Raw genomic sequence first — 15,398 nt, forward strand, 5'->3', positions numbered from 1 at the left:
AAAATAGTTTGTCAACCACTTTTTAACCAAAGTTAACAAAGGAGGTTCTTTCGTGTTTTTTGGAAAAACAAAAGCGCACAAGTCCGACAGGGTGCCTCCAAACCAAAATGTCACGACATCTTTTCCTGTTCTTCATGCAGGCGATGTTCCGGAATACGAAGACCTGTCAAAATGGAATTTGCAAGTTTACGGACTTGTCGAACAGCCGCTCCTGCTGACTTTGAATGATCTGCATGACATGCCGCAAAGCGAAGTGTCCAATGACATTCATTGTGTAACAGGCTGGTCCAGGCTCGATAATGTCTGGGAAGGGATCAAAACAAGGGAGATCGCTGAAAGAGTAAAGCCGCTTCCGGAAGCCAAATTTGTCATCTTGCATGCAGAGGAAGGCTGGACGACGAATGTTCCGCTCGAAGACTTCTTAAAGGACTCGTCTCTTTTGGCCCATTCCCACAACGGCGCCCCGCTCACGCCGGAGCACGGTTTTCCGCTCAGAGCGGTCATGCCGCATCTGTATTTTTGGAAAAGCGCCAAATGGCTGAGGGGCATTCAGTTTACAAAGGAAAACCATCCGGGCTTTTGGGAGAAAAACGGCTACCATATGAGGGGAAATCCTTGGAAAGAAGAAAGGTACAGCTTTGATTAGCGGGGGAGAATGAAATGTTTTTCGTACAGCTGCTCATATTTTTCATGCTGACCGTCTGTTTTTGGCTTTTTATCGCATCATTCAAGAAAAAGGCTTTTGCTGTTTTATTAGCGCTGACAGCTGCGGCGGTTTTGCCGCTGTTTGCCGCAGCCGGCGATGCCTCAGACAGGACGCTGTGGGGAATCGTTCTGTTTGCGGCGATCCCTGTTTCTGCAATCGCGGCAAAGTTGTTTCAGGATCGGCGGAAAACGGAATAATAGGAAAAGACAGAGTCTCGGAGATATTTCCTGAGGCTCTGTCTTTTTGATGCTAGGCGCCGGCAGCTGACGACGAATTTTCGATCGCAAGCTCTGCCGGAACGTAATCATAGTTTAAGTCCCTGGCTACGGCTTCATAAGTGATATGGCCGTTTGCTGTGTTTACGCCGGCTTTTAGCGCTCGGTTTTCAAGTATCGCTTTTTCCGCGCCCTTATTTGCGATTTCAAGCGCGTACGGAACCGTTACATTCGTCAGTGCGACTGTGGATGTCCGCGGAACGGCGCCCGGCATGTTGGCAACGGCGTAATGGACGATTCCGTGTTTGACATAGGTCGGATTGTCGTGGGTTGTGATGTGATCCACCGTCTCGACGATGCCGCCTTGATCGATTGCGACGTCAACGATCACAGAGCCCGGTTTCATCTGTTTGACCATCTCTTCCGTCACTAAAGTCGGCGCTTTGGCACCCGGGATCAGAACCGCGCAGATGAGGAGGTCGGCTTCCGCTACGGCATCGGCGATGTTGACCGGATTGGACATCAATGTTTTGATTTGGTTGCCGAATTGATCATCAAGCTGGCGCAGACGTTCCGCGCTTAAATCGATCATCGTCACGTCGGCTCCGAGGCCCGCCGCGATTTTTGCCGCATTTGTGCCGACAACGCCTCCGCCGATGATCGTCACTTTCCCGCGCGCGACTCCGGGTACACCGGCCAGTAGTATGCCTTTTCCGCCTTTCGGCTTTTCGAGGAACTGCGCGCCGATTTGGGCGGCCATCCGCCCGGCTACCTCTGACATCGGCGTCAGCAAAGGAAGGGAGCGGCCGTCGCTGACCGTTTCATAGGCAATGGCTGTCACGCCTTTTTGCTTTAATGCTTCAGCCAGGGAAGGCTCTGCGGCCAGATGCAGATAGGTGAACAAGATGAGACCTTCTCTAAAATACGGGTATTCTTCAGGGAGCGGCTCTTTGACTTTCATCACCATATCAGCCGCTTCCCAGACGGCTTTCGCCTGTTCGGAGATCTCCGCTCCGACTGAGACGTAATCCTCATTTTCAAACCCGCTTCCAGTCCCCGCGTCTTTTTCCATGATGACGCGGTGTCCGGCCGCGATCAGTTGAGAAGCAGCACCGGGAGTCAAGGCAACACGGTTTTCATTATTTTTGATTTCTTTCGGTACGCCGATAATCATTCCATCATTCCTCCTTTTTCTGTAAAAATGCTGTTGCTTTAGTTTATACTGACTTTTTGGAATTTTCTTTGTTTGAATCGAAAAATAAAAAAACATGCATTTGTGGAATTTCACAAATGCATGTTGCGAAGCTTGATTTCAAGATAAATCGTAAATTTTTCATTGATATTCTTTAAATCGATTTCGGCGATTTTGCTGATGCGTTTCAGCCTGTAATTCAGCGTGTTGACGTGAATGTTCAGCTTTTTTGCGGCGGTGTTGACGTTGCTGTCGCATTCGATGAACTGTTCAAGCGTCTCGACAAGATTGGAGTGGTGCTCTTTATCATATGCTTCAAGCTGCATTAAAGAATAGTTTGGATAGCTTGCATGTTTCCGTTTTTCGCTGAGCACGTCGAGATACTGATAGATGCCGAGCTCTGAAAAGCTGACGAGCTGCCTTGTCTCATCGGGAAAACGCTCCTTGACCTTCAGCGCCGAGAGCGCTTCCTGATAAGACTGGTGCACAAGGGTGATCAAGCTGTACATTCCGCCGATCGCGATCGTGCAGTTATTCAGTTTATAGCGCTCTTCAAGCTGCTTTTGTATATTTGCGGCAAATTGCTTTAAATCATTGAACGGCTGCCCTTTTTGCCCCGTTTTTGGCGAAGCGAGGACAATCAGCTCATTATAGTCGATAGTAGCCAGAAGGATTTGCACCTGCTGCGTCGTTTCCAGCAAGTAATGGAGCTGCTTTTCGGTTTTTTCTTCGATTTCGTCTTTCAGCCGGATGATGATGACCGAATAAGTTGAAGGAACTCCGATACCAAGCTGGTGAAAGCCGTCGGAGATCTCCTGATCTTCCGAAATGTGCCCGGTCAAAAGCTTCCAGAAAAATTCCTGGCTGCGCTGTTCATTTTTTCTTTTTCGGACTTGATAAGGCAGCAGCTTGTTCTTTACGGAATCCGCGGCCAGCTTCAAAAGGTGAAGCTCGTCTTCCGACAGCGTTTTTTGGCTTTCCAGCGCCCAGATAAAACCGATAACCTCGCTGTTTTTCCAGATTGAAATCGCCACGCGGCTCGACAGGCCGACTTCATCGATTTGTTCGACCCTGATCGGTTCGTCGGTTTTCATCAAGGCGGGAATCGTTCCATCCTTCCAAAGCTTGTTGATGACTTTTTCCGGCACGCGCCTTCCGATGATTGTTGACGTTCTCGCCGGGTCCGTATAGTCGCTGTGGGTGCTGTAAGCAAGGAGGCGGTGGTTGATGTCTTCTATCGTAATCGGACAGTCCAGCACCTCGCTGATATGATCTGCCACATCTTCTAAACGGTCATATTGATATTTAAAAGGATTGTTTCGATTGTTCATAAAAAACCCCTACTTTTTATGTTTGCATGAAAAAATTTTGACATATACCCATCTTACTTTTATTATGAATATAGTTGTTTGTTAAAATCAACAAAAAAGTCGCTGATGATTTATTATTTTTCATAAACACGGCGATGTATTAAACCAAATTTAATTATTCTGAAATAAGAGGAGTAGGAACATTGGCGATTCTAGAGAAAATCAACGGCTTTTTATGGGGAGTCCCGGGCATCATACTGCTTGTGGGAACCGGTTTATTTCTGACGTTCATCCTGCGGGGGCTTCAATTTAAAAGATTGATATATGCATTCAAGCTTGCATTCGGGAAAGAGAAAGAATCAGCCGGAGCAGACGGTGATGTCAGCAATTTCAAGGCGCTGATGACGACGCTTGCCGGAACGATCGGAAACGGGAATATTGCCGGTGTAGCCACGGCGATTACGGTTGGAGGTCCGGGGGCTTTGTTTTGGATGTGGCTCGTCGGTCTTTTAGGGATGGCTACGAAATACAGCGAAGCATTGCTCGCCACGAAATACCGCGTCAAAAATGAGCGGGGCGAATATTCGGGCGGGCCGATGTACTATGTCGAAAAAGGGCTCGGGAAGAAGTGGAAGCCGCTTGCCGTTTTATTTGCCTTGTCAGGTGTGCTTGCCTCTTTTGGAATCGGGGATTCCGTCCAGTCCAACACGATTTCGGAAGTCGTTACACACAGCTTCGGGATTCCCGGCTGGATCATCGGCCTTGTGCTCGCAGTATTGACGGCTGCGATCATCTTCGGCGGTTTTCAGCGTGTCAGCACGGTTGCGAGCATTTTTGTGCCGGTCATGGCGATACTTTATATCGGCGGCTCACTGATCATTATTTTCCTTCATTATGATCAAATCATTCCGGCGTTCCAGCTGATTTTTTATCACGCCTTCAATCCGGTGTCAGCCGCTGGGGGCTTTACAGGTGTAGTCGTGTCTGAGGCGATCAGAAACGGCATGTCGAAAGGAATCTTTTCAAATGAAGCGGGTCTTGGTACCGCTGCTTTGATCGCAGGAAACGCGAAATCCGATCACCCCGTCAAGGCTGCTTTGGTTGCGATGACGGGAACATTCATCGTCACATTGATCGTATGTACAATGACCGGGCTCGTCCTCATTATTACGGGATTTTGGGATCCTTCAGGCGGTCTGCTTTCTGGTGTTGCCCACGATACATCGCTTGACGCCGGTGCGCTGACAAACGCCGCGTTTGCTTCTTCGCTCGGAGCCGCGGGTAAATACATTGTGACGTTTTCAGTTATTTTCTTCGGCTATTCAACCATTGTCGGTTGGTATGTATATGGAGAAAAATGTCTGGAATATTTAGTTGGTTTAAAATGGGTGCCGGTTTACCGTGTCGTTTATGTCATCGCTGCATATTACGGTGCAGTCGCAAGCCTCAATACTGTATGGGCTTTTGCCGACATGGCGAACGCATTAATGATGATCCCGAACTTAATCGCCCTTGTGCTCTTATGGAAAGTCATTCGGGCGGAAACTGACGATTTCTTTTTGCACCATTATAATAAGGAAAAACAAAAATCAGCCGGCTTGAAAGCGGGCTGATCGAGACAAGCCTGCCTCTCTTAGAGGCGGGCTTTTTTTGCGCTTATGCAATCCTTCCTTTATCCTATGGAAACGGTTCAGACTCATGTGGGTACACAGAACCATGCCATTTGATTCAAATGTTACGAGAGAAGAAAATTGAGATAATTTTACTAGATTTCTATAATTTTTGCTGGGTGGAAATAGAGGAATGATAAACCTTTAGACTCATTTTGTAAAATAACAACAGATTTGTTTGACTGTGCCTCAATCTTGTTTTTATAATAAAAGCGTTCAAAAAAATAAGTTATTTAGCCCATATCTAGGGCGAATAGCGCAGGAGGTATAAGGAATATGTCAGGAATCATTCGTGTTACGCCGGCTGAATTGCGGCAAATGGCTGACAGATATCAAAAAGAAAGCGGAGATGTGACTGAACAGGTCAATCAGCGCCTTGATCAAATGATCAACCAGCTTCAAGATATGTGGGAAGGTGAATCAAGCCGTGCGTTCTCAGAGCAATATCAAGAGCTAAGACCTTCTTTTATTAAAATGGCTGAACTTCTAAGCGACGTTTCTAAACAACTTCATCAGACTGCTAACACTCTTGAAAGCACTGACCAAGACATCGCTAGCCAAATCCGCGGCTAATTTACAGATTAGAAGAATGAGAGAAGCGCCTAATTCAAAAGAAGATGACGGCGCTTTTTCTATTGAGAGGTGATGAACTGGTGTATGTTGACATTACCATCGATTTAAAACATTACGACGGCAGCGCCTTTGACCTCAGACTGTCAGATTACCATTCTGTTAAAAAGGTAATCGACATCGCGTGGCAAGCCAAAAGCATACCGGTACCTCCCCGGGAAGGCTACTGGGTAAGGGTGACAAATAAAGATGCCGTTTTTTCAGGCGAATATACATTATCGCAATGCGGAATTACGACAGGTGACCGCCTGGAAATTTTATGAAAGGATCTGGGTGAATGGCAGAGAAAAAGAAAACGTATCTCGAAGACCAATTAGAGGCCGTCATGACGAAAGAAGACGGTTCATATATCTTTCGTTTTCAAAGAGAAAAGATCAATCTTGTGAACGGCTTGGAAGCAAACGTCATCAAAGAAGTCGATCCTTCCTTTAATAAAGAAACCGTCATGACCGATGATGAAGTCCAAATTTTGATTCAGCCTCCTTCCGAATATAAAGAATTTCGTTATATAAAAGGAAAAAATAAAAAAAGCAAATGGCTTTTTGCGTACCAGCTCGTGAAAGCCGTCGAAGAACATTCAATTAAAAGGCTGCACCTGATCGCTGCGCCTGAAAACATTGTTTTTGACAAAGGATTAACACCTAAATTTTTACATTATGGAGTGAAAGAAAGCATTCCGCCATATGAACACGACGAAGAAAGACTTTTCAATGAAGTGAAAGCCGCCGCTGCGCTTGCTGTCGACGGGCAGTTTACCTTTGAAGAGTATTTAAAATACAGCGAAACCATCAAGTTTTCAGACCAGGTAAAAGACATCATCACAAGCGGGACGTACGGCGATTTGAAAGCCGTCATTCAAAAGAGGATCGATGAACTGGATGCCGAAGAAAAAACGCTTGTCCATCTTCCGAAGAAGAAATGGAAGATTCAAAGGTACATAGGGTTAGGACTTATTTTATGCTTAATACCGGCTGTTTTATTTTCCTTCTACTCATTATTCTTTGCACAACCGAAACAGCAGGCGTTTATCGAAAGCAACCGCTACTTCTTAAATAAACAGTACAGCAAAGTCATCAGTACGCTTGATAAATATGATGCCGGCGAGATGCCTGATTCTGTTCAATATCAGCTGGCTTATTCGTATGTGCTTGTTGAGAGCGCATTGAAGGAATTGGACTGGCAGGAAGATGCTTTAAAAAGCCTGACGCTCCAAGTCGATCCGAATAATTTCCTTTACTGGATTCAGATCGGACGGGGGGATAATAAGGGGGCTCTTGAGACAGGCCGGAAACTGGAAAACGACCTTCAAATTATCTACGCAATTACAAAATATATGAGTGAAATAAAAGCGGATGACCAAATGTCGAGCGATGAGAGAGAAAAGCTCCTGGAGCCGCTGCAAAAGGAATTTGACGAATTATATAAGACATTGGAACAAAATAAAAAAGAGCAGAAGAATACTGATGAAAACCAGCAGGCAAACACCGAGCAAAGCCAGGCGGACGTAGAAGCCGCAAAGGCTGAAAAGGAGAAAGCCGAGCAAGAGCAGGCGAAAAAAGAAAATAAAGAAAAGGAAGACAAAAAGAAAAAAGATGATAAATAAAAGCGAAAACACCTGTTGTTGGCAGGAGGCGGGGAAATGAGTCTGTTATGGATTTTTTATCATAAAAACTATCAAAAAATAAAACTGGATGATCAGAACAGCCGTACGCTCACCATCGGGCCGGATTTGAAACATTCTGTCACGATCAAGCATTTTTCGTTTGAAAAAGGCCCGGTGGTACTGGAAAAGCAGAAGGACTCAGACGCTTTCAACGTGCAGCTGGGAGGGGAGACTGTTTCTTCTTTAAAGCTTGGCGGAAAGGCGTCCGTCCAAAGCGGCGCTGAACAGCTGACACTTTTTTTAGCCGAAGAATCCGACAGCGTTCCCGCCTACTATTTAGGAGGGAGACAGGAAGTCGTCATTTCTTCCCTCGATCAAGAAGCGGATGTTTATTTCAATGAAACGGATTCATTCTTTGGAGAAAAAGGTACATTCTCCTTCATCCGCCTCGACGGGCGATGGAATGTCCTGCCGAATGGCGCCAAAATTTATTTGAACGGAGAAGAAGTGTCCGCTTCGGTCTCCGTGCAAAATGGAGACGAAATCGCATTTGGACTGAATATTCTTCGCATCATTGAAGATGACCTCTTGGAAATCGAGGGGTTCGGGCAATATGATACGTCTTTGGAGAACATTCTCAAGCCGAGCTCCGAGACAAAAAATAAATATCCGCAATACCGCAGGCCGCCGAGAATGATTTACGATCTGCCGGATGAAAAGATATCCTTCAGCTTCCCGGCACAGGAAAGCGACGGAGACAACAGAGGCTTATGGCTGATGATTTTGCCTCCGATCGTCATGTTGCTCGTCATGGGGATCGTGGCGCTCATTCAGCCGCGGGGAATTTTTATCATCGTCTCCCTTGCGATGTTTATGATGACGCTGATTACGTCAACCGTGCAGTACTTCCGCGACAAAAATCAGCGTAAAAAAAGAGAAGAAAAAAGAGAGCGGGTCTACACCCTTTACCTTGAAAACAAAAAGAAAGAGCTGCACGAACTTGCAGAAAGGCAAAAGTTCGTCCTTGATTTCCATTTTCCTACATTTGAGAGAATGAAATATTTAACAAAGGAGATCAGCGGACGGATTTGGGAAAAATCGATTGAAAGCGCCGATTTTCTGCAAATCCGCCTTGGAACGGGAAATGTTGCATCTTCATACCAAATCAATTTGAACGGCGGAGATTTGGCCAATCGCGATACAGACCATCTCCTTGAACAATCGCAAAAAATGGAAGAGGTCTACAGAGAACTGAAAAATGCACCGATCACCGTGAATCTTGCTGAAGGCCCGATGGGCGTCGTCGGAAAATTGTCTGTCGTCAAAAATGAAATTCATCAGCTTGTCGGCCAGCTCGCATTTTTCCACAGCTATCATGATTTGCGCTTTGTCTTTATTTTTGACGAAGCCGAGTATCAAGAATGGGAATGGATGAAGTGGCTTCCGCATTTTCAGATGCCTCATATTTATGCGAAAGGGTTTATTTACAACGAACAGACAAGAGATCAGCTCCTTTCAAGCATATATGAAATTTTGAGAGAACGGGATTTAGATGAAAACAAAAAGAATACTTTGTATAAGCCGCACTTTGTGTTTATCATCACAAATCAGCAGCTCATCGCGGAACACGTCATTTTAGAATATTTGGAAGGCAAGCAGAAAAACCTCGGAGTGTCGACAATCGTGGCGGCAGAGACGAAAGAAAGCCTGTCCGAAAACATTCATACCCTTGTTCGTTATATTACTGAACAGGAAGGCGACATTTTGATCAAGCAAAAGAAAGCCGTCCAGATCCCGTTTCAGCTGGATCACCACAACAGGGAAGACAACGAACTGTTTTCCCGGACGCTGAGAACGCTTGACCACCAGACGGGCATGACGAATTCGATTCCTGATACCGTATCGTTTCTCGAACTGTTCCAAGTGAAGGAAGTCGATGACATCGGTATTGGCCAAAAATGGTTGACAAGCGAATCGGCCAAATCTTTGGCCGTGCCGATCGGCTATAAAGGAAAAGACGACATTGTTCATTTAAATCTTCACGAAAAAGCCCACGGCCCCCACGGGCTGCTTGCCGGAACGACCGGTTCGGGTAAAAGTGAATTTTTGCAGACTTATATTTTGTCTTTGGCCGTTCACTTCCACCCGCATGAAGTCGCATTTTTGTTAATCGACTACAAAGGGGGCGGAATGGCGCAGCCGTTCCGGAACATCCCGCATTTGCTCGGAACGATTACTAACATTGAAGGCAGCAAGAACTTCAGCAACCGGGCGCTGGCGTCCATTAAGAGTGAGCTGAAGAAAAGGCAGCGGCTCTTTGATCAGTATAAAGTCAACCATATCAATGACTATACAAAGCTTTACAAACAGAAAAAAGCGAAAACGGCGATGCCGCACCTTTTCTTAATTTCAGACGAATTTGCCGAGCTGAAAAGCGAAGAACCGGAATTTATCCGCGAGCTTGTCAGCGCGGCAAGGATCGGCCGAAGTCTCGGGGTGCACTTAATCTTGGCGACGCAAAAACCGGGCGGCATCATCGACGACCAGATTTGGAGCAACTCCAGATTCAAGGTCGCCTTGAAGGTTCAGGATGCGAATGATAGTAAAGAAATCCTTAAAAACGGAGATGCGGCTACCATCACGGTAACGGGCCGCGGTTATTTGCAAGTCGGCAACAATGAGGTGTATGAACTGTTCCAGTCTGCATGGAGCGGCGCCCCTTACATGGAGGACGGCTACGGTACAGAGGATGAAGTGGCGATCGTCACAGACACCGGTTTAATTCCTTTGTCAGACGTTGACGCCGATCATACTGCGAAAAAAGAGGCCGTAACGGAAATTTCCGCAGTCGTCGAACAAATTGAACGGATTCAAGAGGAAATGGGAATCGAGAAGCTTCCGAGCCCTTGGTTGCCGCCTCTTGAAGAGCGCATACCTAAAACACGCTACCCGTCTGAGGAAGCGGATGCCTTTAACTTTGCTTATATCGATGAACCTGAAAAGCAAAGCCAGGAGCCGATCAGCTATCGCATGATGGATGACGGCAATATCGGCATCGTCGGATCGTCAGGCTACGGAAAATCCCTGACCGCTACGACGTTCATGATGAGCTTTGCCGAACAATATACACCGGAAGAATTGCATTACTACATTTTCGACTTTGGCAACGGAACGCTGCTTCCGCTTGCAAGGCTTCCGCATACCGCGGATTATTTCTTGATGGACCAAACGAGAAAAATCGAGAAATTCATGATCCGGATCAAGGCGGAAATCGAGCACCGGAAAAATCTTTTCCGCGCAAAAGAAATCAGCCATATCAAGATGTACAATGCGCTGAATGAGGAAAAGCTGCCGTTTATTTTCATAACGGTCGACAACTTTGACATCATTAAAGACGAAATGCATGAACTTGAAAGCGAATTTATCCAGTTTTCACGCGACGGCCAGTCGCTTGGAATTTATTTAATCCTGACCGCGACAAGGGTCAATGCGATCAGACAGTCGCTCTTGAACAACCTGAAAACGAGGGTTGTCCACTACCTGATGGATCAGACTGAAGCATATTCGATCATCGGAAGGCCGGAATTCAGCCTTGAACCGATCCCTGGACGCGTCATTATCAATAAAGAAAACCAATACTTCGCACAAATGTTTATGCCTGTGGAAGCGGACAATGATATCGAGCTGTTTGAACGGATCAAATCCGACATTCAGGCGATCGCAGAACGGTCGGAAGGCATGAGAAAGCCGGCGCCTGTGCCGATGCTGCCGCTGGAGCTTTCCGTTACGCAGTTTGTGAGAGATTATCCGCTTCAGCCTGAAAGAGGCCTTATTCCAATGGGACTCGATGAAGAATCTGTCGAACCGGTATACTTTAACCTTGAGAAAAATAAGCACTGCCTCATCATGGGTCAGACGCAGCGCGGAAAAACAAACGTCATCAAGATCATGCTCGAGCACCTGCTTGACCATGACACGAAAAAAATTGCCGTGTTTGATTCGATAGACAGAGGGCTTTCTCAATATGCGACAGAGGATCAAATCAGCTATCTTGAAACAAAAGACGACATTATGCTCTGGCTGGCTGAGACGGAAGAAATTTGCCGGACAAGAGAAGCGATGTATTTGGAAGCCGTTAAACAAGGCGAAATCGCCAACCTTGATTTTTCACCGATGGTCTTTATCGTCGACGGACTTTCACGGTTCCAGCAGACGATCGACGCATCTATTCAGGATAAAATGGCGATGTTTATGAAGTCATACGCCCATTTAGGCTTCCACTTTATACCTGCCGGAAATCACAGCGAGTTCACAAAAGGCTATGATTCGCTGACAAGCGAAGTCAAGCAGGTCAGACACGCCATGCTATTGATGAAAAAATCCGAGCAGAATTTGATTCAGCTCCCATATGAACGCCAGGAGCCGGAAATTCTCCCGGGCTTTGGCTATATCGTTGAAAACGGCAAAGAGAGGAAAATTCAAATTCCTTTATGTGCCGTAGAAAGGAAGAAAACGAAATGACGGAACAACAAAAAAGCACGCTGAAAATTATCAGCGCCTTCGTCACGATCATCTTGCTGCCCGTCTTGTTCTTTCATTTCATCGGTGAGAACCCGACGAAAAAGGTATCGAACGCGACAAGGGAAATCGCTGTCGTCAATGAAGATACCGGCATTTTGAAAGATGACGGAACCGTTGATGAAGATGCGCTGCTGGGGAACGAAATCTCGGCTTCCCTGGTTGACCGTCCGGACTATAAATGGACGGTCGTCAACCGGAGCGCAGCAGAAAGCGGACTTTCGGAGAAGCAATACGATGCGATTGTCTACATTCCGTCGGACTTTTCGCAAAACATTTTAAGCTACAACCATGAGCGTCCACAAAAAGCGGAGCTGGAATTTAAAATTCAGGACCAGCTTGACGCCGTCAACAAGGAAAAAGTCCAGCGCGAACTTCAAGACGCGCAAAAAACGGTGAGCAAAAAAATGTCTTCCCTGTATTGGCGCTTTGTCAAACAGGGAGTCAAAAAGGTCAGAAAAGAGTTTGACAGCATCGTAAACAAAGAATCAGAGTTCCAAAACGCGATGTACAATTTTTACAAGCCGAGCTCCAACAATTTAGCGGGCGAAGTAGAAAGACAAAAAGAGATGATCGACAGGCTAAAAGAATCGATCAATGAAACAGAAGGCACATCAAAAGAGCGCAACGCAGGCGTAGAAGAATCCAAAAAACAATTGGACAGCTTCGTCGACAACGTCAATCAGTACAAACAATATCAAGAAAAGCAGTCGGAACTGCTTCAAGCTGCACAAGCGGACAGTGAAAAGCAAATTCAAGACGGCCTAACATCTATCAAAGAAAAGCAAGCCAGCGCCCAAAGCCGCTTCAGCGAACAAATGAACGGCATGGCAACGTCGTTTGGAAATTTACAAAATCAATTTAGTAGGGCCGTAACTTCAAATAAGGATTTGCAAGATTATAGGTATACACAGGTACCCAAGAAGCAGTTTGATGGAATCAGCACGTTAGAAAATGAGCTAATTAAGGTCTATCATGAGCAAAAGAGAGAATTTGATTTGGATGAGGCTCAACGTAATTTGATTGCTGCTCGGTCGGCCTTGACTGTAGAAGATTCTCCGGGCAACGATCCAAGTGAAGACAATAGCGATGATAATAAGAATAACGATGATGATAAGAATAACGATGATGAAGAACAGCCGAAGGATTTAAAGATTGACCTTCAAGAACAACAAGACGAATTAAAAAGCGTCGCGGCTGACCTGAAAGAAATATCAGAAGGTCTTAAAGAATCTCCGGATAGCGGAAGTGAAAATCCAGGGGATGATAATTCTTCGAACGAACCTGATCCAACCCAGAATCAGGGCGCCGATCCAGATAACGGTCAAACTGAGGATCAAGATGCTAATCAAACAACGGATGAAAATCAGACACCTTCGGAACCATCCGAAAATGGACAATCCGAGCAACCTGGAGGCGAAACTCCTGCAGATCAGCAAGATGATGAAATTACTAAATTAAAAGAACAGTTAAACAATGCTGCCGCTCGTATTGAGAAGGTGGAAGAAGATCTTCGTGCAAAACAGGAAACTCACAACGATGAGGTTCAAAAACAGCTTGATAAGTTTGGAGAAAAAATTAACGATTTAAATGAAACAATTGACGGATTAAAAGGTGACATAGAAACGTTAAACAATAGAATCACAGAGTTTGAAAGTAAATTTGATACGATTTATGAACGGATAGATAATGAAGAAAATAAAATATTGAAGTTTTTGGATGGGGATCCGAGACAAGATAAATTAAAAGAGGCCTTTGATTCTAAAATAAATACGACAAATGTCAGGGAGCTTTTAACATATTATGGTTCTCTCTCTGTTTATGAACATACGCTTTTGGGTTCAAAATATCCAGTGGATTCAGTAAAACAAAGCGCAATTTCTACCCAAAAAGACAATGTCGACACAGTAATCAGAGTCGGTATAAACGAAACCACAAAATGGGAAAACCTCAAGAACAACATGCTGGCGACAAACGAAGATATAGAATCATATACCACTGGCATGACTGATTTTGTTGACAGCTACGGCGCATTCATTGATGAAAAGCAAACAGAAACGCTGAATGAACTCAGCACGATTTCAGAACGAGCAAATGCCGTATCTGAACAGCTGCGCAATCCGGAAGGCGCCGGAACGGCGGTCATGCAGGGAGACGCGACAGATGGAACGATGGTCATCAGCATGCAGGATACGCTCGGAAATGACATTTTGCAGCTGTCTAACATGCTCGGTTCCTTGTCGGAAACGCAATCAGGCGTCATCGAGTACACGGGCAATATTCAGGAAAGTGTGAACGATGTTCAGAAAAAAGCGGATACCCTGAATTCAAACTGGGGCCAAAATGTCGCGACGACAAAGCTGATCCGCGGAGACGTGTACGGCATTCTCGGCAATGCGTTCGGAGGAAACGACGGATATGTATACGATCATCTGGCAAGTCCGGTGAAAATCAGCGGGGATGTTCCAGAGTCGAAAGCGCAAAACGTACCGCCGGTCGTCATTCTCGTGATTGTGATGCTTTCCAGCTTGCTGATCGGATATTTCAGCCACCATTATCAAAATGCTCCGCTCTTAGTCAGAGGCGCGCTGTTTGGCATTTTGAATATTATTGTCGGACTGATGATCAGTCTGTTCGGTTTGAACATTTACTCACTCGCAGACGATCAGGCCGTCATGTGGTCGGTCTTTACGATCTTGCTGCTGGTCGCAAGTTCAGCCATCATCCGGACGGCGTTTATGCTGGGATCGATCGCAGGCGGAATCGCAACAGCCGCTATGGTGCTGTTCTATGTAGCGCCGCTGCTTGACTTGGCGATGCCGAACTTCAGCTTTAACAATCCGGTATCAACCGTATATATGTCGATTCAGTACGGAACTGGAAGCCAGTTTGCACTCGGAATCGGTGCATTAATTTTAATCACGATCATCGCGATTGCTGTTCCTTTTATTATCGATTTTGCAAAATCAAGAACAGAAGAAAGCGAGACTGACCATGATGCTTAATGCGAAATGGGGAAAGAAGGGGATCATGGCAGTCATGCTCTCCTTCTTTCTTTTCACTCCGTTCGTGAAGGCGGAGGAAACCGATAAAGTCGATGTAAAGCCAAACGAGTATGAAAAGCAGGATATTAAAATCGAGACGGACTATCTTCAGGAAGAAGAGACGGAATACAAGGAAGAAATATCAATTCCAGAAGAACTGAAGGAATTCTCATTTACAGATTCGAAAAAAGAAGATGCCATCGAAAAGCTGAAAAGCCTGTCCGGAAGCTTCACGAATGAAAGCAATTCCGTGGCGTCAAAGCTGAAGCAGCTTGACCTGTCATTCTCGGCAAATCCGTCCTTATCGGGACGGGAAGATGACGCTGCGGAAAGCCGGCAATCCATCTTCCTGCCCATCTTATACGGTCTGCTGATCCTCTTATGCATCGCAGGTCTGTTCTTTTTGATTCCGAAAGTCAGCGGGCAGCAGAAAAAATAGGAGCGCTCAAC

11 protein-coding genes are annotated in these 15,398 nt (G+C 45.8%); 9 read left to right on the forward strand and 2 right to left on the reverse strand.

Going from position 1 to position 15,398, the window contains the following annotated elements:
• Positions 1–52: 52 nt before the first annotated feature.
• Both M1E06_RS04620 and M1E06_RS04625 read left to right on the forward strand, forming a co-directional pair.
• Positions 53–646 (forward strand): sulfite oxidase-like oxidoreductase, encoded by a 594-nt coding sequence (locus M1E06_RS04620; RefSeq protein WP_048350245.1) that lies wholly within the window; start codon positions 53–55, stop codon positions 644–646.
• A 14-nt stretch (positions 647–660) separates the two neighbouring features.
• Positions 661–903 (forward strand): hypothetical protein, encoded by a 243-nt coding sequence (locus M1E06_RS04625; protein WP_057957804.1) that lies wholly within the window; start codon positions 661–663, stop codon positions 901–903.
• 52 nt (positions 904–955) lie between these two features.
• On the opposite strand, the gene ald is transcribed toward M1E06_RS04625, so the two are convergent.
• Positions 956–2,095: an alanine dehydrogenase gene (gene ald / locus M1E06_RS04630; RefSeq protein WP_050820796.1), complete on the reverse strand. Its 1,140-nt coding sequence runs from the start codon at positions 2,093–2,095 to the stop codon at positions 956–958.
• A gap of 110 nt (positions 2,096–2,205) precedes the next feature.
• Positions 2,206–3,444, reverse strand: coding sequence for a PucR family transcriptional regulator (locus tag M1E06_RS04635; RefSeq protein ID WP_048350244.1), 1,239 nt, complete (start codon positions 3,442–3,444; stop codon positions 2,206–2,208).
• 182 nt (positions 3,445–3,626) lie between these two features.
• Between M1E06_RS04635 and M1E06_RS04640 the strand changes: the two genes are divergently transcribed.
• From M1E06_RS04640 to essA, 7 genes are all read left to right on the forward strand, one after another.
• Entirely contained in the window at positions 3,627–5,036 is a 1,410-nt protein-coding gene (locus M1E06_RS04640) for an alanine/glycine:cation symporter family protein (RefSeq protein WP_048350243.1), read from the forward strand.
• Positions 5,037–5,369: 333 nt separating this feature from the next.
• Entirely contained in the window at positions 5,370–5,666 is a 297-nt protein-coding gene (locus M1E06_RS04645) for a WXG100 family type VII secretion target (protein WP_003184900.1), read from the forward strand.
• Positions 5,667–5,746: 80 nt separating this feature from the next.
• Positions 5,747–5,986 (forward strand): EsaB/YukD family protein, encoded by a 240-nt coding sequence (locus M1E06_RS04650; RefSeq protein ID WP_020452810.1) that lies wholly within the window; start codon positions 5,747–5,749, stop codon positions 5,984–5,986.
• Between the two features lie 14 nt (positions 5,987–6,000).
• Positions 6,001–7,326: a type VII secretion protein EssB gene (gene essB, locus M1E06_RS04655; RefSeq protein ID WP_048350242.1), complete on the forward strand. Its 1,326-nt coding sequence runs from the start codon at positions 6,001–6,003 to the stop codon at positions 7,324–7,326.
• Positions 7,327–7,362: 36 nt separating this feature from the next.
• Positions 7,363–11,847 carry a type VII secretion protein EssC gene (gene essC, locus M1E06_RS04660; protein WP_048350241.1) on the forward strand — a complete coding sequence of 1,495 codons (4,485 nt, stop codon included), beginning with the start codon at positions 7,363–7,365 and terminating at the stop codon, positions 11,845–11,847.
• On the forward strand, positions 11,844–14,909 hold the full coding sequence (gene esaA / locus M1E06_RS04665) for a type VII secretion protein EsaA (RefSeq protein WP_020452807.1): 3,066 nt from the start codon (positions 11,844–11,846) through the stop codon (positions 14,907–14,909). The genes essC and esaA overlap by 4 nt, the downstream gene beginning before the upstream one ends.
• Positions 14,899–15,387: a type VII secretion protein EssA gene (gene essA / locus M1E06_RS04670; protein ID WP_025809752.1), complete on the forward strand. Its 489-nt coding sequence runs from the start codon at positions 14,899–14,901 to the stop codon at positions 15,385–15,387. The genes esaA and essA overlap by 11 nt, the downstream gene beginning before the upstream one ends.
• Positions 15,388–15,398: the final 11 nt, after the last annotated feature.

The organism is Bacillus sp. AK124 (assembly GCF_053903085.1).

What these genes read in the sequence shown, in the direction of transcription:
- essA (WP_025809752.1), top strand. Translation starts at nt 14,899, where the DNA reads ATGATGCTTAATGCGAAATGGGGAAAGAAGGGGATCATGGCAGTCATG.
- M1E06_RS04645 (WP_003184900.1), top strand. Translation starts at nt 5,370, where the DNA reads ATGTCAGGAATCATTCGTGTTACGCCGGCTGAATTGCGGCAAATGGCT.
- essC (WP_048350241.1), top strand. Translation starts at nt 7,363, where the DNA reads ATGAGTCTGTTATGGATTTTTTATCATAAAAACTATCAAAAAATAAAA.
- M1E06_RS04635 (WP_048350244.1), bottom strand. Translation starts at nt 3,444, where the DNA reads ATGAACAATCGAAACAATCCTTTTAAATATCAATATGACCGTTTAGAA.
- ald (WP_050820796.1), bottom strand. Translation starts at nt 2,095, where the DNA reads ATGATTATCGGCGTACCGAAAGAAATCAAAAATAATGAAAACCGTGTT.
- M1E06_RS04625 (WP_057957804.1), top strand. Translation starts at nt 661, where the DNA reads ATGTTTTTCGTACAGCTGCTCATATTTTTCATGCTGACCGTCTGTTTT.
- esaA (WP_020452807.1), top strand. Translation starts at nt 11,844, where the DNA reads ATGACGGAACAACAAAAAAGCACGCTGAAAATTATCAGCGCCTTCGTC.
- essB (WP_048350242.1), top strand. Translation starts at nt 6,001, where the DNA reads ATGGCAGAGAAAAAGAAAACGTATCTCGAAGACCAATTAGAGGCCGTC.